The following is a 23400-nucleotide window of genomic DNA, read 5'->3' as shown; positions in this document are numbered from 1 at the left end:
AAAACAAACACCCACAATCCGAGTTTCGTTCGATTGTTATTGTTTTTCTGTGGTGTGATGTTCCTACGGGCCTCCGCGTCGCGGACGTCCGCGACGCGGAGGCCCACGACATAACTGCTTTAAAGCCCCGGGGTAAGCCCCCTCCCAACCCCTCCAGCCTCCCCGGGGCCCGCCCGTCAGAGCCCGTCACCCGGACGGGTGACTTGGGCCAACTCGGCTGGATTTGGCGCGGGTTGCCTGGCATATGCTCACGCCAGCACCACCCCACAACCCCAGACATGCGACGGCCCCCGGCCGGGACTGGCATCCCGATCGAGGGCCTGACCACGAGGAAGTTAGGCCCTTCCCGATGGCTTCGACGCAGCCTAGCGCGCCCTCGCGCGCCTCCGGGCTCATTCACGTCAACGTCCGCCACACGACCCACTACACGGTCGTGGGCAACCACCTCGCCCAGCACCGCGAGCTCTCGCTGCTCGCCAAGGGCCTGGCCGTCTACATCCAGTCGCTGCCCGCCGGAGCCTCCGTCGGCATCAAGGCCATCGCGGCCCTGCACCCGGAGAGCGAACTGCGCATCGCCGCCGCCCTGCGGGAGCTGGAGAAGCACGGGTACCTGAAGCGGACCAGGCAACGTCGGCCCGACGGCACGTTCGCGCAGCACACGATCTCGTACAACAGGCCGGGGGCTGAGCCCGAGCCCGTACCCAGGACGCCGCCCCCGCCGCCACCGGAGCCCAAGCCCGTATCGAAGCCGAAGCCCCCCGCCCCCACCTCTCTCCCCCTGTCCGAGCGCGACCGCCCCGCCGCCGCCCTCCTCACCAACCTCCGCGTCCACGAGCCCCGCCTCCTCCTCGGCGAGCGCGACATCGAGCGCCTGGCGCCGGGCGTGACGGCCTGGCTGGACCGGGGCGCGGCCCCCGACGCCGTCACCCGCACCCTCTGCGCGGCCCTCCCGGAGAACCTGGCCCACCCGGCCGGTCTCCTCTCCCACCGCCTCACGGCCCTGCTCCCGCCGCCGGTCGCCGCCGCGCCCGTCACCGCCCCCGCCGCCCCCGCCGCCCGCGTGACCCTCACCTCACCCCGCTCCCCCTTCGAGGAGTGCGCCGACTGCGGCCGCCCCTTCCGCGGCGCACCACCGTCCGACGGCCTCTGCCGCGACTGCCGCCACACCGACGCCGAAATCGAGGCCGCCTAGCCGTGCACCAGGCCCTCCGCGCCGCCCTGGACCGCCTCGACGGCACCGTCCCGGGGAAGTTCGAGATCTCCGTCGAAGGCATCGTCCACGAGCTGACGGCACCGAACAGCCCCCACGAACTGACCGTCGCCAGCCTGCGCAAGCGGCTGGAGCAGCCGCTGCCCGACAATCTCGGTACAGGAGGTGATCAGAAAGGGCTCCGAAGACCGGGAAGATCCGCAGGACGAGAAGGTCTGGGCGCACATACATCCGAGCCGACAGGCATTCCTTGATCTCGTGCGCGACCAGCTGAGTTGAACCCCGGGCGGGATTCAACAGCTGTCGTGAGCGGCCCGGGACGAGCAGCACCAGCTCCGGCCTCCATTGTGCGGCGAGCGTCATCTGCTTCACCGGCTTCTTGAGGGGCGCAAGGCCGGCCTTGGGGCATCAGGCGTGCATGTCCACGGACCAGCAGGACGCCATCGAATAGCCCCTTGGCCCAACGACAAGCTGATCACGATGACTTCGGAACGACTCGTCCAGGACTGGACGACTCAGACCAGCTCCCGCATGCGGCGCACCGGGCTCGCCAGGAGGACGGTGGGGAAAGCGAGCGAGGACAGGGCCATCAGGAGCAGGGCCGGGCGGGGGCCGAAGGCCGAGGCGGCGGCGCCCGCGGCGAGGGCGCCGAAGGGGATGGTGCTCCAGGAGACGAACCGCGCGGTGGCCGTCACCCGGGACAGCAGCTCCGGCGGGGTCCGGGTCTGGCGGTGGGTGCGGGTGACGATGGCGGTCACGACCACGCCGCCGTAGAAACCGGCGCTGCCGAGGGCGAAGACCACCGCCGCCGCCCAGCCGGACCAGGACCCCGCCACCCACGTCCTTGCCGCCCCGGCCCACGCCCCGGCCGGCGGCATCAGGAGTGCGGAGGCGGCGGCGACGACGGCCGCCCGGCACAGCACCCGCCCGCTGCCGAACCGGGACACCAGGCGGGGGGTGAGGAACGCGCCGACGACGCTGCCGAGACCGCCGGTGGCCATCAGGGCGCCGACGGCGGCGGGCGGGGCGTGGAGGGTGCGGACCAGGAAGACCGGGGTGAGGGTCATCAGCCCGCCGTACGGGACGTTCACGGCGGTGGCGGCGGCCACGCAGGGCCGGATGACCGGATGCCGGGCGACGAACCGCAGCCCCTCGCGGATCTGCTCGCGGACGGAGGCCGCCTGACCGGGCGGGCCTGTGTGCGACGGTGCGCGGGGCAGGCTGCGCAGGAGAGCCGCGGAAACGACGTAGCTGACGGCGTCCAGCAGCATCGCCCCTGCACCGCCCACGAGTTGGACCAGCAGCCCGCCGATCCCCGGCCCGGCCAGCTCGGTCGCGGCGCCGCTGCCGGAGACGAGGCTGTTGCGGGAGGTGAGCTGCTCCTTCGGGACGAGGGAGGGGAGGAAAGTCGAGTTGGCGACGTCGAAGAGGACGTTCGCGAAGCCGACGAGCAGGGCGACGGCGACCAGTTGGGCGAGGCCGAGCGCCCCGAGGGCCGCCGCGACCGGCACCGAGGCCACGGCGGCGGCCCGGAGCAGGTCCGTCGCGACCTGGAGGCCGCGCAGCGGCAGCCGCCGGACCAGGACGCCGGCCGGCAGGCCGAGCAGCAGCCAGGCGACATAGGCGGCGGCCGTGATCAGCCCGACCTGGACGGCAGAGGCGTGCAGCGTGACCACGGCGACGAGCGGCAGGGCCACCGCGGTCACCTGGTCGCCGAGGCGGCTGACCGTGGAGGCGGTCCAGTAACGCCAGAAGACTCCCGCGCCGCGCCGCCCGCCCCGTACGGGCACCGGCGCCTCCGTCGTGTACGTCATCGCCTCAGGCCACGAGGAGACGCAGGCCGAGCTCGGCGGCGTCGAGGCCGAGGAGGTCGTGGTTGCGTTCGGCCCACCGGCCCGAGGAGAGGTCCTCGCGGAGCCCGTCCACCGCACGCCGCTCCGCCCCGGCCCCGACCCGGGCCCAGACCGAACTGCCGCGCCGCACCCGCTCGTCCAGATAGGCCTCGGGCCGGCGCCAGTGCGCCTCGAAGAAGCCGTCGGCGCAGTCCCAGGGGATGAGCACGGGCTCCATGCGGGCCCCGATGGCGTCGGCCAGCCGGTCGACAGGGGGCCGTCCGGCGACGAGGCCCGCGACCTCGGGCAGGTAGTCGCGGGACAGCCAGAACCGGTGGCGCCAGCCGATGTCACTGGCGTCATGCGTGAACACGACCACCCGCCGCGCCACCCGCCGCATCTCGCGCAGCCCGGCGATCGGGTCGTGCCAGTGGTGGACCGTGCTGAAGGCCATGGCGGCGTCGAAGGCCCCGTCCTTGAACGGCAGGCGCTCCGCGTGGGCGGCCACGCACGGGGCGGCGCCCGAGGGACGCTGGGCCCGCATGACGGCCGAGGGTTCGACGGCGGTGACATCGCGGCCGGGAGGCTCGTACGAGCCGGTGCCGGCCCCGACGTTCAGCACGGTCCGCGCGTCCCCGAGCGCGTCCCAGACCTGGGCGGCGATCCGCGGCTCGGTACGGCGGGTGCGGGGATACGAGGACCCGATGGCGTCGTACAGCCTCGCCCCGAACGCCCTCAGCTGCTCCTCCGGAGGCGTCCTGACCCCCAGCGCCCGCGCGGCCAGCTCCCGGTCGATCGCCGTCACCATGGCGGCGGCGCGGTCACGCTGCTCGGACAGCAGGCCGCGCAGCCGGTGCAGGTGCGCGACCGCGTCGGTGGCGGGGTCGTCGACGAGACCGGCGATCTCGCGCAGCCCGAAACCGAGCCGCCGGTAGCCGAGCACCTCGCGCAGCCGCTCCACGTCGCCCGCCGAATAGGCCCGGTATCCGGCGGCGGTCCGCGCGGAGGCGCGTACGAGGCCGATCTCGTCGTAGTGGTGCAGCGTACGGACACTCACGCCGGCCAACTCGGCCACGCGCCCCACGGTCAGGTGTTCTTCCACGCCCCCGACGATGCGGCATCACGCCACGTGAGGGTCAAGCGCCGATGACGCGGACCCGGGGGGCAGCTCGTACCGAGGAGGGCCCTACTTCGTCTTGAAGCAGGCCGATTCGACGGTGACTTCGATGAAATCCTGCGGATTGCTCTCGTTCTTGCTCGCCTTTTGCAGGCGCACGTCGACCGCGAATTCGCGCCCGCTCGACTCCGCGACGATCTGAGGGCTTTTCGCGCGGCTGCTGTCCACACCGTCCTTCACGATCCGCCAGCCGTTCTTGGGGAGCTCGGCCCGCAGGCGGTCGAAGGCCCGCTGCAAGTCGTCGAAGGGCACCCCGTAGACGCTCCACGGGTGGGTGGCACGGTAGACCCGTTCGTCGCCCCCGTCGTCGGTGCACGGCGCGATCAGCGCTCCCGTTTCGGTGACCTTTGCCTTGAGCGCCATCATGTCGAGGACTCGGCTGGACGTTTTCTTCGTGTCGTCCTGCACCGCGACACTGTCGCGCACGTCCACTTTCGCCTCATTTCCACCCGAGCACGCCACAGCCAGCGCGCAGGTCGCCACAACAGACACGAAAACCGAAAATCGCCTACTCAAGTTCAACCCTGTCATATCGGCCGGCTATGACGGCTGCCTGGTTTCGAAGACTCAGAGAGCCTTCGTTGAAGAATGCTGTGTGTCCACTCGCGTCACTCTTCATGACGTTACCGCCGAACCATGGGTCGGTCGGAATGGTCCCGTTGTCACCCAGCCCCATCACGCGACCGCCCTGCCGCACCACCTGATCGTCCCAGGGGCCGCCCATTGCCCACACGTGCTTGGCCCCGACGCCCAGGTCCGCCGCGTGGTCCGCCTGGACGCCGGGACTCCCCGCGAAGACGAAGTCGTCCATCGCCGAGGAGTCCTTCCAGCTGCCGGACTGTGCCGCGACACCGACGACCGTACTGCCGTAGCTGTGACCGATGACCGTCGTGTGGGCCCCTCGATGCCCGAGTAGGTATCCGGGACGTAGACGCCCACACGGTCGGCCGTGTCCGGGTTTCCGTTGGCGAGGATGACCTTTCCGTCGCCGAGTCCGGTGGGATCGAAGCCGAGCAGGTAAGCCTCCGGCAGGCCGCGCTCGCCGGTCCTGTCGAAGCGTGCGTGGATGGCGTCCATTCCCTTCATGACGCCCTCCATCCTCGACTTCTTGTCCCCGTACTTGTCCTGCCACTCCCGCCATTCCAGAGTGATCACGGCAACGGGGTAACCACCGTTGGGATTCGGGGCGTACTTGTTCGGCTCCTTCGGGATGCCGTCGAGCTCCAGCTGGTACGCCGCCTTCGTCTCCGCCAGGACCATGCGGTTCGCCTCGTTGCGGATGTCCGAGGGAAGCCCGTTCATCGCCCCGAGCGCGCCGGGGTGGACGGAGAGGTAGTCGGCGCGCTGCTCCGGGGTGAGGCTCTTCCACCACTCGGCGTTGTCGTCCGGCGTGAATCAGCGCAGGATCTCGGCCCGCGCCCTCTCGTTCGGCGTGCCGATGTCCCAGAAGCGCACCGTGCCTCGCGCACCGCCGTAGTCGCCGGTGCCGCCGGTGATGGCCATGTCGAGCGGAGCCGTGTCGCCCTTCGTCCAGAGCGACTGCATCGTCAGGGAGCCGCCCTCGACCTCCATCGTGATCACGCACTGCGTCGTGGTCTGTCCGTCGGTGATGGAGATGACCTGGCACGAGCCGCCCCCGCGCCCGACACCGCGGCCGTCCTTCAGGGCCGTGCCGGAGTAGACGTCCATGTCGCCGAGGCTCGGGCCTGCCGGGCCGAGGTCCACGGCCTCGTACTGGTCGTTCTGGACCTTGAGTTCGAGGACTTCGACGTGTCCCTTGCGCGGGGCGGGGGTGTCGGCGTCGGCGTTGCCCACTGCGGCGAAACCGATCGCGGCAGTGGCCAGCCCGGCGGCAAGGAACCTCTTGAAGACCATGGTGGATCTCCTCGCTGTGATCTGCGCGTGTCTGCGCTTGGCTGCGTGTGCGAACTCCTTCGACGCTATGACCTGGGAGTCGGCCTTTTCCAAGACCAATTTCGCTATGGCGCCATACCCTTGGGCGCATGGCCCAGCGGCACCGAGCCGACTCGGGCCTGCCGCGCGTCCTCCGCGAGATCGGAGTCGCCAGCGGCGGGCTGCCCCGAAGGGCGCCCGCCCGTCCCCTCAGAGCGCGGCGACCTCACGCACCGCCCTCGCGATCGCGCGGTAGTCCCTGTGCAGGATCCTGTCGTGGTTGCTGGCGACCTTCGCGCTGACGCGGATGTTCGGGTTGCGGGCGACCACCGCGTCCAGGCTCGCGCGGATGCGTTCCTGTTCGTCGCCCTTGCTGCCGAGGGACGCTCCCGAGGCGAGCACGTAGCGCGTCGGGACGGTGATGGCGTCGAGGACGGGGGCCAGTTCGCGCTCGCGGGAGATCCTGCCGAGCTCGATGTTGATCTCCGCCATCTGCCGGGCGCCCAGCCGCGGGACCAGGCCCGTCGGGCGCAGCAGCGGCGCGATCCAGCTCACCCGGCGGAAGAGCTTCCGGATCCGCTGCTCCAGGGCGTCGTCCAGCCAGTCGTACGGCTGCGCCCCGTCGACCAGGACCGCGCCGATCGCGCGGTCGGGGTTGCGGCTGGCCCAGTGGGCGCCGACGAAGGCGCCGTACGACCAGCCGACCAGTACGGCCCGCTCCACGCCCCGCGCGGCGAGGACGGCGTCGACGTCCCGTACCGCGGCCGCGAAGGAGTAGTCGGAGGAGAGCCCGGACTTCTTGCCGCGGGCCCGCTCGTCGTAGGTGATGTGCCGGAAGTCGGGGCCGAGTTCGGCGATGAGGTACTTCCAGTAGCCCTGAGTCGCGAACTGGCCGTTGAGGTAGAGGATCGGGGTGCCGGTGCCACCGGTGTCGGTGACGGCGAGGGCGGTGTCGTCGACGGGCACCATGCCGGACCAGTTCGCGTTCATGTCTTCCCCCTTGGGTGTCGATACGGGTCAGAGGCTGCGGGCGGTGATGTCGCCGCGGGTGGTGGTGGCGCGGATGTCGAGCTCGGTGGTGCCGTCGTTGCGCAGGGCGTTGCTGACGCGGCCGTAGGAGGTGCCGGCGTCGAGCGCGGCCGAGACGCCGGCCGCCGCGCCGACGGTGATGTCGCCGTCCTGGGTGCGGAGCACGAGGGTGCCGCGGCCGGCGGCCTCGGTGACGCTGATGCTGCCCCGGGCGGTGCTGATGGCGCCGGGGCCGGTGAGGCGGCCGATCTCGACGTCGCCGTCGGTGGCGGTGAGGCGGAGGCTCGCGGCCTCGTCGATCTTGATCTGGCGGTACGCGCCCTCGAAGGCGACGTCGCCGAGGCGGCCGACGACGCGGAGCTCGGCGGCGGCGGTCCGGGCCTCGACGGAGGAACCGGCGGGGAGCTGGACGGTGACCTCGACGGAGCCGGAGCCGGTGCCGAGGAGCTTGTTGGCGGGCTCCGGGGCCTGGATCCGCAGGACGCCGTCGGCGTAGCTGACGGCGGTCTGCTCGGCGGCCTTGACGTCGCGGTTCTTGGCGGCGTTGGCGGGACGGACGTCGACGGTGGTGTCGGCGCGGTCGGCGGCGATGAACTGGACGCGGCCGGCGGGGATGTCGAGGACGGCGGTGATCGGGGCGGTGGTGGCGAACTTCTGCATCGTTCTCTCCTGCTGCTCGATGTGCGCTGTCGGCGTTTCCGACATCGAAAACGCTACGTTGCTTTCCAGATTCAGGCAACAGACTCGTTGCACAACTCCCGCGTCATCGCAGGTCAGATGAGAAAAAGTGTTGCAACCGGCTCACGCCTAACGCAACGACGATCACATCATCCATTGCAATGGAATGAGAGTGAACGCTAAGCTGGCGCCGCCGCAGGCCACGCACGGCCCACACACGGCCCACGAACGAACCGAGGAGAACGCGATGCCGGGAGGCAGGCTCACCCAGCAGGAACGTCAGCAGATCGCGCTGGGGCTGGCCGACGGCCTCGCCTACGCCGAGATCGCGCGCCGCCTCGAACGCCCCACCTCGACGATCACCCGCGAGGTCATGCGCAACGGCGGCCCCACCGCCTACCGCGCCGACCTGGCCCACCGCGCCACCGAACGCCGCGCCCAGCGCCGCAGCCCCGCCACCGCCACCGCCACCGCCACCGCCAAGGGCTCGCAGGCAGTGCCCCAGCCGCACGGACGCGACGCGGACGTCGTACGCGAGTACGAGGAGGTGCTGGCCACCGTCCTCATGCACTCGGGCCTGCCCAAGATGATGGCCCGGGTCATGGCGGCCCTCTACACCACCGACGCCGGCAGCCTCACCGCCTCCGAACTCGCCCAGCGCCTGCAGGTCAGCCCGGCCTCCGTCTCCAAGGCGATCACGTTCCTGGCCGACCTGGAGCTCGTCCGCCGCGAGCGCGACGAGCGCCGCCGCGAGCGCTACTTCGTCGACGACGACCTCTGGTACCAGTCGATGCTCCGCAGCGCCCGCGACAACACGCGGTTCAGCGAGACCGCTCGTGAGGGCGTCGCCGTCCTCGGCCCCGGCACCCCGGCCGCGAACCGCCTCGAAAACGTCGCCCGTTTCCTCGACTTCATCTCGGAGAGCATGCTGCGCGCGGCGGAACAGGCCCGCGAGGTCCTCTACACGAAGGCCGACGCGAACACCGAGGCGCACACCGAGGCGAACACCGACGCGAACACTGACGCGAACACCGACGGGGCGGAGGGCAACTCCTAGGCACGGCGGAGGCGGAGGTGCGGTCCGACCGCACCTCCGCCTCCACGCTCCTCCGGGAGCGTCCTGCCGGCCGCCTAGCAGAAGCCGAGGCGCCCGAAGCGCGAGCTCCACTGGGTCTGGCTGTTCTGCCGCTCGTTCACGAGGTAGGCCCGGTTGCCGACCGGGCAGCCCGTGGCGGGGCTGGGGTCGATCGTGACCGCCGAGTAGTCACCCCAGCGCCCGACGGGGTCCGCATCCGGGTTGTAGAAGGTGCTCGCCGTGGGCCCGAAGGTCGAGCCCCCGGAGAAGGTGGTGGCGTCGGTCGCCAGGCGGCCGCTGCCCTTCACCCTGACCTGGTGCGGTGTCGTGTTCGCACCGCCGAGATCGGTGGCCGACCAGGTGACGAAGAACCGCCCGATGGGGTTGTCACCGGTGCCGCCCACGGCGGAGCCGACGATCGACGGGTTGAAGTCCAACGAGGTCCCGGTCTCGTAGAAGAGGCCGGCGGCGGTCAGGGCGTTCGTGGTGGTGTTGATCTGGTACCACGTCGGCGTCGACTGGGAACCCTGCGCGTGGACGTTGAGGAGCTGGTTGCCGATCTGCGTGCTGGTGTTCTGGAAGCGCGCGTCCAGCGTGTCGAGCGTCTGGTCCGTTCCCGGCTGCGCGGCCGGGGAGGGGGCGCTGAACGCGTCCACCGTGACGTTGGCCGGACCCGAGATGTTCGCGCCGCTGCGGCCGAGGTTGGCGGCCTTGAACACCTTCAGGTGCGTGTTGTCCGCGGGGCTCGCCGCCACGAGGAAGGCGTTCGTGTTGTTGTCCTCCACGATCGGAGGCGCGACGGTGCCGGGCGTGCCGAGGAAGAACACCGGGACGCTGAAGCCCAGCCCGTTGTAGATCTGCGCCTTGCCGATGCCGAACGCGACCGACCTGACGTAACTGGTCGGGCTGAAGATGTTGGCGGTGACGATGGCGGCGTCCTGGTCGAGCCCGAGCTGCGGGTAGTCGAAGAAGCCGCCGAAGCCCTGCACGGGGACCCGGTAGACGTAGTACGAGCCCTGGGCGTCCGACCCCTTCGACACGGCGATGAAGTGGAACTGGACGCCGTTGGCCTGTGGGAACGCCTCGGCCGTGATGACCCAGCGGTTCCACGTCCTGTCGTAGACCACGCGCGGATCGAAGATCGTCTGGTCGGTGTAGCCGAAGAAGCTGGCGAAGGAGGTCTGCTTCTTCAGGGTGCCGCCGGTCTTGTCGAAGACGCTGACGCCTTCTCCGTTGGTGACCTCGACGAAGTCGGACTTGCCGGCGGCACCGTGGGTGTCCGGCGGGTAGAGGCTGGTGTGCTGGGTCGCCCCCTCATAGCTGAACTGCTTCCCGGGCGGGGCCAGCAGGGGCGCCTGCCCCTGCCGGTTGCCGATGGACGGGCGCCGCAGCTGCGGCGCCCGCCGGGCCGCCGCCTTCAGCTCCTCCCGGGTCGCGGTGTAGCGGGGTGGCGGCACTGGTCGCGGATGCTCCGCCTGGGCCGTGCCGGAAGCGGTGACCTCCTTGGCCGCGGGTACGGTCAGCCACGCCTTCGCCGGCGCCTCGGCGGCACTCCCCGGGGCGCTCCCGGCGGCGGAGTCACCGCCGTCTCCCGGCTGCGAACTCATGGCGGTCTGAGCCATGCCGACGCCCATCGCGAGCGCGGTCACGGCGGCCAGCATGGCGCGGCGAACCCTGCGTGTGGTTGCCAATGTGTTTCCTTCTCTCCCGGAGCCCGGACGACGTGGCCGCGGGTGGGCGGCCACGTCGCATCGTGGGTGCGGGGAGAGGGGCAAGGACGCAGGTCACGGCTGTTTCGCCGCGTTTCATCCATTCGCAGGCCGTCATGTCGCTGCAACGGACGGAGGGACCGGGGTGGGCTGTCGGACCTCAGGCCGCCATGACGCAGAACAGGTGGCCCTCCGGGTCGGCCAGCACCGTCCAGCCGTCCCCGCCGGGCTGGAAGTCGGGCTTGGTCGCGCCCTCGGCGAGCAGCTCCTTCACCGCGATCTCCCGGTCGGCGACCTTGAAGTCGAGGTGGGCGTGCTTGGCGGCGTCGGGCCAGGCCGGGCCCTGGTAGCCGTCGACCCGCTGGAAGGCGAGCTGGACCGCGCCCTGGCCGACGGAGGCCCAGGAGTCGTCGGCCGAGTTGATCTCCCAGCCGGTGACCTTGGCGTAGAACTCGGCGAGCGCCCGGGGGTCGGCACAGTCGATGACGATCGAGCTGAGCTGTGCGTTGACGGCCATGGATGGTTCCCTTCGTGTCTTCACGTGGCCTCCAGGATCCGGTGTGACGGCGGTGAACGTCTTGAAGATCCTTGCGGGTTGCGGTTGCGGGGTTTCCCGGTCGATCTTTCGTCCCCCGCGTGTCACACCCGGCGCGTAGGGTCCGGAGCATGCTGTCCGCCTCGCCCCTCGCCCGCCGGCCCGAGTTCACCGTGTCCGTGGTGGGGTGCCGCTCCGACCACACCCGGTGGTCGGAGCCGGAGACCCATGACAGCCACCGGCTCGTGCTGGTACGGAGCGGCCGCTTCCGGCGCTGGGCGAACGGCACCGACGCCGATCTCGACCCGACCATGGCCTACTTGGGCGCGCCCGGCGAGGAGGAGCGCTTCGCGCATCCGGCCGGCGGCGACGTCTGTACGTCGGTCAGCTTCAAGCCCTCCCTCCTCGAACGCACTCCCGCGGCGACGACGGTGTACGTGGACGCGCGCGTCGACCTCGCGCACCGCCGCCTGGTCGCGGCGGCGGGCTCGGGTGACGTCGAGTACGCGCTGACGGAGGAGTTGCTGCGCCTGGTCGCCGCGGCGGCCGGCGAGCCGGCCGGCGCGCAGGGCGTACGGGCGCGGGCGGCGGCCGACCGGGCGCTGGCCGGCGCGGCGCGCGAGGCGATCCTCGCGGAGGCGCCGGGCGCCGAGGAACTCGTCGGCCTCGCCCGGCTGTTGGAGGTGTCGCCGTACCGCCTGAGCCGGGTGTTCTCCCGGCAGATGGGCGTCTCGCTGACGCGCTACCGCAACCGCGTCCGCGTCACCCGGGCCATGGACGCGATCGCCGAGGGCGCGCCCAGCCTGGCCGAACTGGCGACCCGGCTCGGCTTCTCCGACCAGGCGCACCTGACCCGTACGGTCCGCGAACACGTGGGCCACACGCCGACGGCCCTGCGCCGGCTCATGGACCCCGCCGCCGCGAACTGAAGGCCGCGCGTCCCAGCCGCCCGCGCGCCGAAAGCCCGTAGCCGCAGCCGCGCTGATCGCGGCGCTCCGGAAGAGTCCGCGCACCGACCGTCCGCTGAGCGAACACTCCTGACCGGTTTCCGTCTTGACGGAATATCAGACTCCCGCTGACCATTCGTCTCACACAGCTCCACCCGCACGGCGCCACCACCCGCACAGCTCCAACGCCTCGCGCCACCCACGACGCGAGGCGCTCGTACGTTCCGTCCCATCCCCAGTTCGGAATCCGGAGCCCCCACATGAAACTCTCCGCGAGACTCTCCGCCCTGGCCGGCGTCTCGGCCCTCGTCGTCGGCGCCTTAGCCGGCGCCGCCCCGGCCACCGCCGTCCCGTCCACCGCGCCCGGCGCCACCACGTCCGGTACCGTCGCGTCCGGCACCGCCGCGTCGAGCGCCACCGCGCCCGGCATCGCCGCGTCGAGCACCGCCGCCGTCACACCGCCCGACATCTCCGTGGCCAACGTCAAGCAGCACCTGGCCGACCTCCAGACCATCGCGAACAACAACGGCGGCAACCGGGCCCACGGCCGTACCGGCTACAAGGCGTCCGTCGACTTCGTGAAGGCCAAGCTCGACGCGGCCGGATACACCACCACGCTCCAGCAGTTCACGTACAACGGCGCCACCGGCTACAACGTGATCGCCGACTGGCCGGGCGGCGACACCAACCAGGTCGTCATGTCCGGCGCGCACCTCGACTCGGTGACCGCCGGGCCCGGCATCAACGACAACGGATCCGGCTCCGCGGCCATCCTGGAGACCGCGCTCGCCGTGTCCCGCGCCCAGCTCCAGCCGACGAAGCACATACGCTTCGCCTGGTGGGGCGCGGAGGAGCTGGGCATGGTCGGCTCCAAGTACTACGTGAACAACCTGCCGTCCACCGACCGCGCGAAGATCAGCGGCTACCTGAACTTCGACATGATCGGCTCGCCCAACCCGGGCTACTTCGTCTACGACGACGACCCGACCATCGAGCAGACCTTCAAGAACTACTTCACGGGCCTCGGCATCGTCACCGAGCCCGAGACCGAGGGCGACGGCCGCTCCGACCACGCGCCCTTCAAGAACGCGGGCGTCCCGGTCGGCGGGCTGTTCTCCGGCGCCGACTACATCAAGACCGCCACCCAGGCGCAGAACTGGGGCGGCACCTCGGGCCAGGCGTTCGACCGCTGCTACCACGCCTCGTGCGACACCTCGGCGAACATCAACGACACCGCCCTGGACCGCAACTCGGACGCCATCGCCTACGCGGTCTGGAACCTGGCGGCCGGCACGACGACTCCGCCCACGGGCAAGGTGTTCCAGAACACGACCCCGGTAGCCATCCCGGACAACGGCCCGGCCGTGACGTCGTCGGTGACCGTCTCCGGCATCACGGGCAACGCGCCCAGTACCCTCCAGGTCGGCGTGGACATCACCCACACCTGGCGCGGTGACCTGGTCGTCGACCTCATCGGCCCGAGCGGCACGGTCTACAACCTGAAGCCGTACTCGTCCTCCGACTCGGCCGACGACGTCAGGACGACCTACACGGTCAACGCGTCCGCCGAGGTCGCCAACGGCGTCTGGAAGCTGCGGGTCCAGGACAAGGCGACGTACGACACGGGCACGCTCAACAGCTTCAAGCTGACGTTCCCGTAAAAGCTCCTGGGTGGGTCGGTGACCACAGCCCCGACCCACCCAGGCACCAACAACTCGACGCTTACTTCAAAGAGTTCGCCACGTCCACGAGCTTCTGCGGCGTCACCGCACCGACGTAGACCCTGCCGTCATCCGTCATCAGCGCGTTGACGATCTTCGTCTTGAAGACCGTGCCCGAGCCGAACGTGCCGCTCACCTTGTCGCCGAACGAGTCCAGGAAGCCCTGGAACTCCTTGGGCGCGTCCTCGGTCTTCGGCGCGGGGGCGCCGGTGTCCAGCCTGGCCACCGTCGTCCAGCCCTCACCGATGACGTTCAGGCCGCCGTCCTTGCCGGCCTTGCCGTCCTCGCGCAGGCCGCCGTCCTTCAGCAGGTCGCCGAGCGGGCCCCCGAAGCCCTTCGGGGCCTTGCCCTCGAAGCCCTTGTCGCCCTTGCCGCCGTCGAAGGCCTTGTCGCCCTCGGTCACCTTCGCGCCCTTCGGCGCCGTGAAGTCGAACGTCGAGGCCGCCGGCTTGCCGAAGTCGACCTTGGTGAAGCCCGCGTCGACGACCGGCTTGCCGCCGCTCACCGAGGCGAGGGTGAACTTCAGCGGGGTGCCGGTGGCCGCGTCGACCGCGATCTTGACCGACTCGACCGTCGAGCCCGACTGCTTCGGCTTGATGACGAGCTGGTACGCGTCCCGGCCGGCCACCTTCGCCGTGCCGTCGACGGTGATGGAGGTCGTGTCGCCCGCCGCCTTCAGCACCTCGTCCGCGAGGGCCTTGGGGGTGGCCGGCAGCTCCTCGTGCGGAGCCTTCGGAGCCTTGCCGCCCTTGCCGTCCGGGCCGGCGTCCTTGTGATGAACGACCTCGTTCGACTTGCTGTCGTACGCCCAGACGTCGGCCCCGTTGTGGATCAGGCTGTACTCGTCCGAGCCGTCGAGCACGGTCAGCTTCTGCCGCTCCGGCCCGTCCGCCGCGACCCGCAGCGTGTGCGAGCCCGAGGCCAGCTCGGTGAGCTTCGCCGACGGGTCGGAGGCGCCGGAAGAGGACGGCGCGGCCGACGGCAGCAGGCCCGCGAAGGACGGCAGACCGAGGTCCGTGTCGATCTTGAAGGTGCCGGACAGCGTCTGCGTGTCCGACGAGGCGATCTTCTCGATGAGCTGCTGAGCCGTGATCTTCGGCAGGTCCGGGTCGCCCGACGCCGCCAGCGCCGGTACGAGGCCGATGGTCGCCGCGGCCACTCCGGCCACCGCGACCGGGACGATGTAACGGCCGGCCTTCTTCGTTGCCATGATCTGCGCTACCTCCCTGGTCGATGTCTCCATCTCACCAGGACGGCCGAACGGAATCGTCAGCCCTCGGGCTCAACCTCGCGTACCTCTCCGGGATGACCCACCCCTAGGGTGCGTACCCCGAACGGAGCTCCCCGCAACGACGAAAGTCAACGGACGGCCCTAGCCGGCCCGGTGCACCACCGCGTCGCACAGCTCCTCCAGGGCCGCCTTCGCGTACCCGTCGGGCAGCGGCGCCAGCATCGCGCGCGCCTCCTCGGCGTAGCGCACGGTCTCCCGGCGGGCCTGCTCCAGGGCCGGGTGGACGCGGAGCCGGCGCAGCGCCTCGGCGTGCCGCTCGTCGTCGCTGAGGTCGCCGTCGACGAGGGCGAGCAGCTCCAGGTCCTCCGGGCGGCCGTGCGCGGCCGCGGCGGCGCGCAGGTAGAGCACCGGCAGGGTGGGGACGCCCTCGCGGAGGTCGGTGCCGGGGGTCTTGCCGGACTCGTGGGAGTCGGAGGCGATGTCGAGGACGTCGTCGGCGAGCTGGAAGGCGACGCCGAGCCGCTCCCCGTACTGGGTGAGGATCCGGACGACGCTCTCGTCGGCGCCGGACATCATCGCGCCGAAGCGGCAGGAGACGGCGACGAGGGAGCCGGTCTTGCCGCCGAGGACGTCGAGGTAGTGGTCGACCGGGTCGCGGCCCTCCTGCGGGCCGGCCGTCTCCAGGATCTGGCCCGTGACGAGCCGCTCGAACGCCTCGGACTGGATGCGCACGGCCTCGGGTCCGAGGTCCGCGAGCGTGTGCGAGGCGCGGGCGAAGAGGAAGTCACCCGTGAGGACGGCGAGCGAGTTGCCCCAGCGGCTGTTCGCGCTGTCCACCCCGCGCCGCACGGCCGCCTCGTCCATGACGTCGTCGTGGTAGAGCGTGGCCAGGTGGGTGAGCTCGACGACCACGGCCGCGGGCACGACGCCCGGCGCGTAGGGGTCGCCGAACTGCGCCGCGAGCATCACGAGCAGCGGCCGGAACCGCTTGCCGCCGGCGTGCACCAGGTGCTGCGCGGCCTCGGTGATGAACGGCACGTCACTCTTGGTGGCGTCGAGGAGGCCGGCCTCCACGGCCGCCAACCCCGTCTGGACATCGGCTTCCAGAGCCTGGTCCCGCACGCTGAGACCGAACGGCCCGACGACGGTCACGAGGGGATCTCCTGTCTGCTGAAGCCTGCCATTCACTCATGCCAGCGTATCCGGTCACGTTTCGATCACCGTGGGCGCCTTCCCGTCACCCCCGGTATGTTCTTGATCAGACGATATGACCAGGCGTAGCTCTTTTGTTCCATTGAGGTGACTCGATGACGAAGATCCGTACGAGGATCCGCACCGACTTCCCGTACGAGACCCGCCAGGTGGACGTCCTCATCCCCATGCCGGACGGCAAGGAGCTCTACGCCCGGGTCTGGCGGCCGCTCACCGACGAACCCGTACCGGCCCTGCTCGAGTACCTGCCCTACCGCCTCACCGACGGGACCGCATCCCGCGACGCGCAGCGCCATCCGTGGTACGCGGGCCACGGCTATGCCTCCGTACGGGTCGACATCCGCGGCCACGGCAACAGCGACGGACTGCCGGGCGACGCGCACGACGCCACCGAGCTGGCCGACGGGGTCGCCGTCGTGAACTGGCTGGCCGAGCAGGAGTGGTGCAGCGGCCGGGTCGGGATGTTCGGCCTCGGCTGGGGCGGCTACGACGCGCTGCGCATCGCGGCGCTGGCGCCCGAGGCCCTGAAGGCGGTCGTCGCGGTCTGCGCGACCGACGACCGCTACGACGACGGCCCGCACTACCTGGGCGGCTCCGTCCTCGGCGCGGGCATGAACGCATGGGCCGGAACCCTGCTCGCCTTCGCCGCCCGGCCGCCCGACCCGCAGTACGTGGGCGAGAAGTGGCGCGAGCAGTGGCTGGAGCGCCTGGAGGCGGTCCGGCCCTTCACGCACACCTGGCTGGCCCACCAGACCCGCGACGACTACTGGCGGCTCGGCAGCGTCCGCGCGGGGTCGGACGGCGCGGGTGCGGCAGGCGCGGGGGCGGCCGGCGCTGGGCCGGGCGGCGCGGGGGCGGGTGGCACTGGGTCGGGCCGCACTGGGGCGGGCGGCGCTGGGTCGGGCGGCAAGGGCGGGGCCGCGGACTACGCGTCGATCCGGGCCGCCGTGCTCGCCGTGGGCGGCCGGCACGACCCGTACCGCGACACCGTGCTCCGACTGGTCGAGCACCTGCCGCAGGACCGGGTGCGCGGCATCATCGGGCCCTGGCCGCACCAGTACCCGGACCGCGGGCTGCCGCCCGGCCCGGCGATCGGCTTCCTGCAGGAGACCCTGCGCTGGTGGGACCACCACCTCAAGAACGCGGACAACGACGTGATGGCCGAACCGCTGCTGCGCTCCTGGATCAGCGACTCGCACCCGCCGGCCCCGGTGTACGAGGAGCTGCCGGGCCGCTGGGTCGCCGACCCGGCCTGGCCCTCGCCGCACGTCACGCCCGTCACGTACGCCCTCCAGGGCGCCCCCGTCCGCGTGGCCTCGCCGCAGCAGACCGGCCTCGACGCGGGCCGCTTCGTGCCGCTCGGCGGCGACGCCGACCTGCCGCCGGACCAGCGTGCCGAGGACGCCCGCTCGGCCTGCTTCGACTTCCCGGTCCCGGAGTCCGCCGGTCCCGTCGAGATCCTGGGCCGCCCCTCCGTACGCCTCGCGCTGCGCACCACCGCGCCCACCGGCCAGGTCGTCGCCCGGCTCTGCGACGTCGCCCCGGACGGCTCGTCCACCCTCGTGACGCGCGGGGCGCTCAACCTCTCCGCCCGCTACGGCCGCGACCGGGCGGTGGAGGCGCCGATCGGCGAGTGGGAGTCGTACGTCTTCGAGCTGGCGGGCACCGGCCACGCCTTCGCGCCCGGCCACCGGGTCCGGCTCGCGGTCTCCTCCACGTACTGGCCCTGGATCTGGCCGCAGCCCGACGCGGCCGGCTTCACCCTCGACCCGGTGGGCTCCGCGCTCGCCCTGCCGGTCCGCGCCCCCGCCGTCCCCACCGCCGACGCCGTCGAGTTCGAGGAGCCCGAACAGTCCGAGCCGCTCGGCGCCGGCTTCTCCCGCACCCTGGAGGAGCCGCGTCCGTCACGCCTGATCGTGCGTGACGTCGCCAGGGGCGAATGGCGCCTGGAGGTGGACCCGCGGTACGGAGACGGCGGCGGCACCCTGGTCCACCCGGACGGTCTGGAGTACGGCGAGGAGGCCCTGGAGACGTACACGATCGACGAGTCGGACCCGCTGTCCGCCCGCGCCCGCTCGGACTGGTCGATCCGGCTGCACCGGCCCGAACTCGCCTGGGACGTGCGGATCGAGACGCACTCGGAGATGGCCTGCGACGCGGACGCGTTCGTGACGTCGGACGAGGTGATCTGCAGGGAGGGCGAGGAGATCGTCTTCCACCGGACGTGGGAGAAACGCATTCCGCGGACAGCGGGCTGAATTCCCGTCAAACGGCAGAAGAAGGAAGGGAAAGGGCCCGCATTCCGTGTACCTCGGTGACGGAATGCGGGCCCTTTATCGCGCTGGGTTATCAGGCGTCGGCGCCGGCCTTGCGGCGACGCACGACGACCATCGCGCCCGCACCGAGCACCACGGCCGCGGCGCCCGAAAGGGCGATCGGCAGGGTGGACGAGCCGGCACCGGTCTTGGCGAGCGTGCCACCGGTGGTGCCGGAGGTGCCGTTCGTCACCGGGGTGTTGGACGAGCCGCCCTGCTGGGAGGTGTTGCCGTTGCCGCCGGTGGAGCCGTTGCCCTTGCCGTCGCCCTTGCCGGTGCCGGTGCCGGGCTTGTGCGGCTTGACGATGGTGAAGCCGGACCACGCGCCGTCCTCGGAATATCCGCAGGAGCCGTCCTCGTTGACGTAGCCGGCGCCGCCGGCCACTGCGCCGTCGCCGGCCTTGGCCTTGGCATCGACGGTGACCTTCAGCTTGAAGTCAAAGGATCCGCCCGGCTTGAGCGCTGCGCCACTGGAGAAGACGCTGTCCGAGCCGACCTCCTGCCACTTCGGGCTGGCGGCGGAGGACCAGGCCAGGTGGATGTACTTGTCCTGGCGAACGTCCATCGAGAGCGCTTCGGCGTAGCCGCCGACCTCGTGCAGCTCGGCCTTGCCCTTGTTGGTGAGGCGGAAGGTGAAAAGGGCGCTGGAACCCGCGGTGAGCGTCTTCGGGCCGGTGAGGGTGGTGACGAGGTTCTTGTCCTCGACGCACTGCGCCTTGGACTTGGCCTCGTCCAGCGCCTTCTGGGCCTCGTCGAGGGCCTTCTTGGCGGCGTCCTTGGCCTTGCCGGTCTTGGAGATGTTCTGGGCGAGGGCGACGGCGGCGTCGTCGTACGCCTTGTGCGCGGCCGCGGCCGCGGTGGCCTTGGCCTCGGCGTCGGCCTTGGCGGCGTCGGCTGCGGTCTGGGCGTCGGCGACGTCCTGGGCGGCCTTGGCCTTCTGCTCGTCGGTGGCGTCGGCCGGCAGGTCGGCCTGGGCCTTCTTGGCGTCGGCGAGCTTCTGGTCGGCGGCGACCTTGGCGGCGTCGGCGTCCTTGGACGCCTGCTTCGCGGCGGCCTCGGCGACCGCCAGCGGGTTGTCGGCCTTGTCGAAGTCGTCCATGGCCTTCTGGGCCTTGTCGTACTCGGCGACGGCCTTGTCGTATGCGGCCTTGGCCGCGGCGAGCGCGATCTCCAGGTCCTTGATGGACTTCCCGGCCTGCTGCTCCGCGCCGGCGGCCGGCTTCGTGTCGGCGAACGCGGGCGCGGCGGAAAGGAACACGACCGGGGTGGTCACAGCCGCGGCCACGGCGGTCGCGACAATACGGCGGATCTTCAAGGTGGACCTTTTCTGGTCGGACGAAGATGAAAAACAGACACAGTTGTGGGGCTCGCGCCTGCGGAAACCCACACGCGGCGCGAGATACCAGGCGATCGTATGACCGGAATAAGGAGCCGGAATAGCGCTATTGACGTCTCCGTGATGTACATGTGTCGACACGACGACTTCAGCGCCGCCACAAAGCCCGCGAATTCGGACAGTTGCCCACGGAGGCCGCACTTTCTGTGTGACACATGTCATCCGCGCCTCGGCCGCCGCCCCGTAACGTGTCCCCACACACACCGTGAAAGCGAGGCAAGCACCGATGCCCGAGCAGAGCCCGCAGAGCCCGCTCGACCTCGCCGAGGGCGACCCCTTCGGCCCGCACAACCTTCCGTACGGCGTCTTCTCCACAGCCGACGAGCCCGACCGGCGGAGGCTCGGCGTCCGGATCGGCGGGCACGTGCTCGACGCCGGGGCCGCGGCGCACGCCCTCGGATCTCCGTACGCGACGCTGCTCGCGCAGCCCAGCCTCAACCCGCTGCTCGCGGCCGGCCGCACGGCCTGGCGTGACGTACGCCGGGCGCTCACCGGCTGGCTGACCGTGCCCGCGCACCGGCCGGTCGTGGAGCCGCTGCTCCACCCGCTGGACGCGGTCACGCTCCACCTGCCGTACGAGGTCGCCGACTACGTCGACTTCTACGCGAGCGAGCACCACGCCACCAACGTCGGCAAGATCTTCCGCCCCGACGGCGACGCGCTCACCCCCAACTGGAAGCACCTGCCGATCGGCTACCACGGCCGCGCCGGCACGGTCGTGGTCTCCGGCACCGACGTCGTGCGCCCGGCCGGCCAGCGCAAGACCCCGGCCGACCCGGCGCCGGTCTTCGGGCCGTCCGTCAAGCTGGACATCGAGGCCGAGGTCGGCTTCCTCGTCGGCACCCCTTCGGAGCTCGGCCGCCCGGTCGCCCTCGGCGACTTCCGCGAGCACGTCTTCGGTCTGACGCTGCTCAACGACTGGTCGGCGCGGGACATCCAGGCGTGGGAGTACGTGCCGCTCGGCCCGTTCCTCGGCAAGTCCTTCCAGACCTCCGTCTCCGCCTGGGTCACCCCGCTGGAGGCTCTGGACGCGGCCCGGATCGCCCCGCCCACGCGCGACTTCGACCTCCTGCCGTACCTGGACGACTCCGCCGAGGAGGAGCCCGGCGGCTTCGACCTGCGGATCACCGTCACCATCAACGGCGAGGTGGTGGCCGAGCCGCCGTTCTCCACCATGTACTGGACGGCCGCCCAGCAGCTCGCCCACATGACCGTCAACGGCGCCTCCCTGCGCACCGGCGACCTCTACGGCTCCGGCACGGTCTCCGGCCCCGAGGCGGCCCAGCGCGGCTCGCTCCTCGAACTGACCTGGAACGGCCGCGACCCGATCGAGCTCGCCACCGGCAAGCGCACGTTCCTGGAGGACGGCGACGAGGTCACCCTGACGGCCTGGGCCCCGGGCCCGGACGGCACCCGTGTCGCCCTGGGCGAGGTCACGGGCCGCATCGCGCCGAACGCGTCGGCGTAGGCGGGCGGGTCGCCCGCAGCGGGGCGCCTCGTCCACCCACCCCGTTGTGGGCTGCGCACCCTGCTGGGGCGCACTCGTCCACCCACCCCGTTGTGGGCATTCGTCCCGCTGGGGCGGGACGGGTGGGCACAACGGGACGTCGCCCCTTGCCGGGCCCAGGCTCCTGCGCCTGAACGCCCGCCCCGACAGCGACGCGGTCGTGGTGCGGGTTCGGGCGCAGGGGGGCGGAGGCGCCCGCGTGGGCGCCGTCCCGTGTGCCCACGCGTCCCGCCCTGCGGGACGATTGCCCACACAGGGGGGCGGGCGGGGCGACAGCCCCGGCTCGGGCGGGGGCGGGCGGCGCCCCAATGGGTCACCTCCGCGTGCGCCGCACCCCGCCCGTGGGCGACGCTGCTGGGGACGGCGGGGACAGGGCAGCGCCCGCCCCCGCACCCGGCGCCCCGCGCACCGCGCGCACGGGCGCTCCCGCCCTTCCGAGGAGCAGACCCACATGTCCGCGATACCCCGTTCCCTCAGGGCCGCGCTCGCCCTGGCCGCCGCCGGCACGCTGGCCCTCGGGGCCGCCCCGGCCGCCGTCGCCGCGAAGCCGACCCCCGCGAAGGGCGCCGGCCCGCACTCCGACCACGGCAACGGCGACCTGAAGAAGGCCCGCGAGGCCACGGAGAAGTACCGGTCCGAGCAGGCGGCCATCGACGACGGCTACCTCCGCACCGACGTGTGCGTCGAGGACACCAGTCCGGAGAAGCTCGGCGGCATGGGCTACCACTACGTGAAGCCCGCCTACGTCGGCTCGCTCGACCCGACGAAGCCCGCCGTGGTGATCTACGCACCGGACCACGGGACCGGCAAGCGCGAACTGGTCGCGATCGAGTACATCGTCCCCAACACCGGTCAGCCCAGGCCGAAGCTCTTCGGGCACGACTTCGACGGCCCCGCCGTCACCCCGGGCGTCGGCGACGCCTACACGCTGCACGCCTGGCTGTTCAAGAGGAACCCGAAGGGCGTCTTCACCCCGTACAACCCGCGGGTCCACTGCGCGCCGTGCCCGGACGGCGCGAAGCCCTAGGTCATCGCCATCTTTTGCCGGAGACTTGGCCGGCGCTTTGACGCCCGCACCCGCGTGTCGAACTACCGTTCCGGCCATGTCCCTACGCCCCCCACGGCCCCCGCAGTCCCCCGGGCTCCCCGTCCTCCCCTATCGCAAGCCCACCAAGGGCCGCGACTACTGGGTCATCGACGACGTCCTGCCCAACATCGACGACGTACGGGCCCGGTGCCTCGCGAAGGAGGACTGGGTCCAGGGCGCCCCGGTCAACCCCGAGCCCTGGCCCGGCCAGCGCGCCATGCCGGCCCTGGAGCCGGATGAACTCGCCCACGTGGAACGGCTGGTACGGAAGGCCACCGGAGCCCCGCGGCTCTGGGCCCAGAACCCGGACGGCGCCGGCACCTTCAACCACAACTGCGTCCAGGCCGTCGGCAAGGACGAGTGCGAGAGCCGCCCCCACACCGACTCCCGCAGCCTGTGCCGCTACGCCGCCGTGCTCTACCTCAGCCCCGACACGCCCAAGGACTGCGGCACCAGCTTCTACCGCCAGGCCCTGCCGGGCGGCCGGCTCGGCGGCAACCAGGTGCTGGCCCCGCACAACAACCTGGTCGACGCCCTCGGCACCCGCTTCGTCCCGCCGGACTCCTTCACCGAGGACATCAGCGTCCCGCACCGCTACAACCGCCTGCTGCTCTACTCGGCGAACATCATCCACAGCGCGACGAACTACTGGGGCACCACCCTGGAGGACAAGCGGATGACCGCCGTCTTCTTCTGGATGGCCTGATCACGAAACGTCGGTACGGCGAAGGGCCCGGCCTCCCACGGGGGGAGGCCCGGGCCGGCGCCCGGCCCGGCGGCCCCCCCCGCGACCCCCCGAACACCCCCGCCCGGCGCGCCCCGTCCCGGGCGTACTGCGGGGCCCCC

At 71.5% G+C, this 23400-nt stretch carries 20 protein-coding genes; 8 read left to right on the top strand and 12 right to left on the bottom strand.

Annotated elements, in window-relative coordinates; all coding sequences use genetic code 11:
* Positions 1–349: 349 nt before the first annotated feature.
* On the top strand, positions 350–1192 hold the full coding sequence (locus ACWEJX_RS32675; protein WP_451611038.1) for a helix-turn-helix domain-containing protein: 843 nt from the start codon (positions 350–352) through the stop codon (positions 1190–1192).
* Positions 1193–1725: 533 nt separating this feature from the next.
* On the opposite strand, the gene ACWEJX_RS32670 is transcribed toward ACWEJX_RS32675, so the two are convergent.
* From ACWEJX_RS32670 to ACWEJX_RS32640, 7 genes are all read right to left on the bottom strand, one after another.
* On the bottom strand, positions 1726–3024 hold the full coding sequence (locus ACWEJX_RS32670; RefSeq protein WP_451611037.1) for an MFS transporter: 1299 nt from the start codon (positions 3022–3024) through the stop codon (positions 1726–1728).
* Positions 3025–3028: 4 nt separating this feature from the next.
* Positions 3029–4144, bottom strand: a complete 1116-nt coding sequence (locus ACWEJX_RS32665) for a MerR family transcriptional regulator (protein WP_451611036.1) — start codon at positions 4142–4144, stop codon at positions 3029–3031.
* A gap of 84 nt (positions 4145–4228) precedes the next feature.
* Positions 4229–4651, bottom strand: a complete 423-nt coding sequence (locus ACWEJX_RS32660; RefSeq protein WP_451611035.1) for a hypothetical protein — start codon at positions 4649–4651, stop codon at positions 4229–4231.
* Between the two features lie 76 nt (positions 4652–4727).
* Positions 4728–5360, bottom strand: a complete 633-nt coding sequence (locus ACWEJX_RS32655; RefSeq protein WP_451611034.1) for an alpha/beta hydrolase — start codon at positions 5358–5360, stop codon at positions 4728–4730.
* Between the two features lie 254 nt (positions 5361–5614).
* Entirely contained in the window at positions 5615–6094 is a 480-nt protein-coding gene (locus tag ACWEJX_RS32650; RefSeq protein WP_451611033.1) for an allene oxide cyclase barrel-like domain-containing protein, read from the bottom strand.
* A gap of 228 nt (positions 6095–6322) precedes the next feature.
* Positions 6323–7102 carry an alpha/beta fold hydrolase gene (locus tag ACWEJX_RS32645; RefSeq protein ID WP_451611032.1) on the bottom strand — a complete coding sequence of 260 codons (780 nt, stop codon included), beginning with the start codon at positions 7100–7102 and terminating at the stop codon, positions 6323–6325.
* Positions 7103–7129: 27 nt separating this feature from the next.
* The gene (locus ACWEJX_RS32640) at positions 7130–7801 is read right to left on the bottom strand and encodes a DUF4097 family beta strand repeat-containing protein (RefSeq protein ID WP_451611031.1); all 672 of its coding nucleotides are present in this window, start codon (positions 7799–7801) and stop codon (positions 7130–7132) included.
* Positions 7802–8066: 265 nt separating this feature from the next.
* On the opposite strand from ACWEJX_RS32640, the gene ACWEJX_RS32635 reads away from it, so the two are divergent.
* Complete coding sequence (locus tag ACWEJX_RS32635; RefSeq protein WP_451611030.1) at positions 8067–8876, top strand: helix-turn-helix domain-containing protein; 810 nt, start codon at positions 8067–8069, stop codon at positions 8874–8876.
* 74 nt (positions 8877–8950) lie between these two features.
* Here the strand turns inward: ACWEJX_RS32635 and ACWEJX_RS32630 are convergent, their stop codons facing one another.
* Both ACWEJX_RS32630 and ACWEJX_RS32625 read right to left on the bottom strand, forming a co-directional pair.
* On the bottom strand, positions 8951–10585 hold the full coding sequence (locus ACWEJX_RS32630) for a hypothetical protein (RefSeq protein ID WP_451611029.1): 1635 nt from the start codon (positions 10583–10585) through the stop codon (positions 8951–8953).
* A gap of 178 nt (positions 10586–10763) precedes the next feature.
* Positions 10764–11120 carry a VOC family protein gene (locus ACWEJX_RS32625; protein ID WP_451611028.1) on the bottom strand — a complete coding sequence of 119 codons (357 nt, stop codon included), beginning with the start codon at positions 11118–11120 and terminating at the stop codon, positions 10764–10766.
* A 149-nt stretch (positions 11121–11269) separates the two neighbouring features.
* Here ACWEJX_RS32625 and ACWEJX_RS32620 point away from each other — a divergent pair, with 149 nt between their 5' ends.
* Together ACWEJX_RS32620 and ACWEJX_RS32615 are read left to right on the top strand one after the other, a co-directional pair.
* On the top strand, positions 11270–12067 hold the full coding sequence (locus ACWEJX_RS32620; protein WP_451611027.1) for a helix-turn-helix transcriptional regulator: 798 nt from the start codon (positions 11270–11272) through the stop codon (positions 12065–12067).
* 278 nt (positions 12068–12345) lie between these two features.
* Complete coding sequence (locus ACWEJX_RS32615) at positions 12346–13746, top strand: M28 family metallopeptidase (RefSeq protein WP_451611026.1); 1401 nt, start codon at positions 12346–12348, stop codon at positions 13744–13746.
* A 61-nt stretch (positions 13747–13807) separates the two neighbouring features.
* On the opposite strand, the gene ACWEJX_RS32610 is transcribed toward ACWEJX_RS32615, so the two are convergent.
* Positions 13808–15016, bottom strand: a complete 1209-nt coding sequence (locus tag ACWEJX_RS32610) for a LolA family protein (protein WP_451611025.1) — start codon at positions 15014–15016, stop codon at positions 13808–13810.
* A 162-nt stretch (positions 15017–15178) separates the two neighbouring features.
* Complete coding sequence (locus tag ACWEJX_RS32605) at positions 15179–16189, bottom strand: polyprenyl synthetase family protein (RefSeq protein ID WP_451611024.1); 1011 nt, start codon at positions 16187–16189, stop codon at positions 15179–15181.
* A 155-nt stretch (positions 16190–16344) separates the two neighbouring features.
* Here ACWEJX_RS32605 and ACWEJX_RS32600 point away from each other — a divergent pair, with 155 nt between their 5' ends.
* Positions 16345–18507: a CocE/NonD family hydrolase gene (locus ACWEJX_RS32600; RefSeq protein ID WP_451611023.1), complete on the top strand. Its 2163-nt coding sequence runs from the start codon at positions 16345–16347 to the stop codon at positions 18505–18507.
* A 91-nt stretch (positions 18508–18598) separates the two neighbouring features.
* Here the strand turns inward: ACWEJX_RS32600 and ACWEJX_RS32595 are convergent, their stop codons facing one another.
* The gene (locus ACWEJX_RS32595) at positions 18599–19849 is read right to left on the bottom strand and encodes an LPXTG cell wall anchor domain-containing protein (protein ID WP_451611022.1); all 1251 of its coding nucleotides are present in this window, start codon (positions 19847–19849) and stop codon (positions 18599–18601) included.
* Positions 19850–20186: 337 nt separating this feature from the next.
* Between ACWEJX_RS32595 and fahA the strand changes: the two genes are divergently transcribed.
* The 3 genes from fahA (at position 20187) to ACWEJX_RS32580 (ending at position 23260) form a co-directional block, all read left to right on the top strand.
* Complete coding sequence (fahA, locus tag ACWEJX_RS32590; protein ID WP_451611021.1) at positions 20187–21428, top strand: fumarylacetoacetase; 1242 nt, start codon at positions 20187–20189, stop codon at positions 21426–21428.
* A 490-nt stretch (positions 21429–21918) separates the two neighbouring features.
* Positions 21919–22494 (top strand): hypothetical protein, encoded by a 576-nt coding sequence (locus ACWEJX_RS32585; protein WP_451611020.1) that lies wholly within the window; start codon positions 21919–21921, stop codon positions 22492–22494.
* 76 nt (positions 22495–22570) lie between these two features.
* Positions 22571–23260 carry a DUF6445 family protein gene (locus ACWEJX_RS32580; protein ID WP_403795193.1) on the top strand — a complete coding sequence of 230 codons (690 nt, stop codon included), beginning with the start codon at positions 22571–22573 and terminating at the stop codon, positions 23258–23260.
* Positions 23261–23400: the final 140 nt, after the last annotated feature.

The sequence above is a fragment of the Streptomyces sp. NPDC004788 genome (assembly GCF_053601115.1).
This window is presented reverse-complemented; position numbering and strand designations above follow the sequence as displayed.

What these genes read in the sequence shown, in the direction of transcription:
- ACWEJX_RS32610 (WP_451611025.1), bottom strand. Translation starts at nt 15,016, where the DNA reads ATGGCAACGAAGAAGGCCGGCCGTTACATCGTCCCGGTCGCGGTGGCC.
- ACWEJX_RS32670 (WP_451611037.1), bottom strand. Translation starts at nt 3,024, where the DNA reads ATGACGTACACGACGGAGGCGCCGGTGCCCGTACGGGGCGGGCGGCGC.
- ACWEJX_RS32645 (WP_451611032.1), bottom strand. Translation starts at nt 7,102, where the DNA reads ATGAACGCGAACTGGTCCGGCATGGTGCCCGTCGACGACACCGCCCTC.
- ACWEJX_RS32640 (WP_451611031.1), bottom strand. Translation starts at nt 7,801, where the DNA reads ATGCAGAAGTTCGCCACCACCGCCCCGATCACCGCCGTCCTCGACATC.
- ACWEJX_RS32625 (WP_451611028.1), bottom strand. Translation starts at nt 11,120, where the DNA reads ATGGCCGTCAACGCACAGCTCAGCTCGATCGTCATCGACTGTGCCGAC.
- ACWEJX_RS32580 (WP_403795193.1), top strand. Translation starts at nt 22,571, where the DNA reads ATGTCCCTACGCCCCCCACGGCCCCCGCAGTCCCCCGGGCTCCCCGTC.
- ACWEJX_RS32635 (WP_451611030.1), top strand. Translation starts at nt 8,067, where the DNA reads ATGCCGGGAGGCAGGCTCACCCAGCAGGAACGTCAGCAGATCGCGCTG.
- ACWEJX_RS32655 (WP_451611034.1), bottom strand. Translation starts at nt 5,360, where the DNA reads ATGGCGGGAGTGGCAGGACAAGTACGGGGACAAGAAGTCGAGGATGGA.
- fahA (WP_451611021.1), top strand. Translation starts at nt 20,187, where the DNA reads ATGCCCGAGCAGAGCCCGCAGAGCCCGCTCGACCTCGCCGAGGGCGAC.
- ACWEJX_RS32650 (WP_451611033.1), bottom strand. Translation starts at nt 6,094, where the DNA reads ATGGTCTTCAAGAGGTTCCTTGCCGCCGGGCTGGCCACTGCCGCGATC.
- ACWEJX_RS32615 (WP_451611026.1), top strand. Translation starts at nt 12,346, where the DNA reads ATGAAACTCTCCGCGAGACTCTCCGCCCTGGCCGGCGTCTCGGCCCTC.
- ACWEJX_RS32600 (WP_451611023.1), top strand. Translation starts at nt 16,345, where the DNA reads ATGACGAAGATCCGTACGAGGATCCGCACCGACTTCCCGTACGAGACC.
- ACWEJX_RS32585 (WP_451611020.1), top strand. Translation starts at nt 21,919, where the DNA reads ATGTCCGCGATACCCCGTTCCCTCAGGGCCGCGCTCGCCCTGGCCGCC.
- ACWEJX_RS32620 (WP_451611027.1), top strand. Translation starts at nt 11,270, where the DNA reads ATGCTGTCCGCCTCGCCCCTCGCCCGCCGGCCCGAGTTCACCGTGTCC.
- ACWEJX_RS32675 (WP_451611038.1), top strand. Translation starts at nt 350, where the DNA reads ATGGCTTCGACGCAGCCTAGCGCGCCCTCGCGCGCCTCCGGGCTCATT.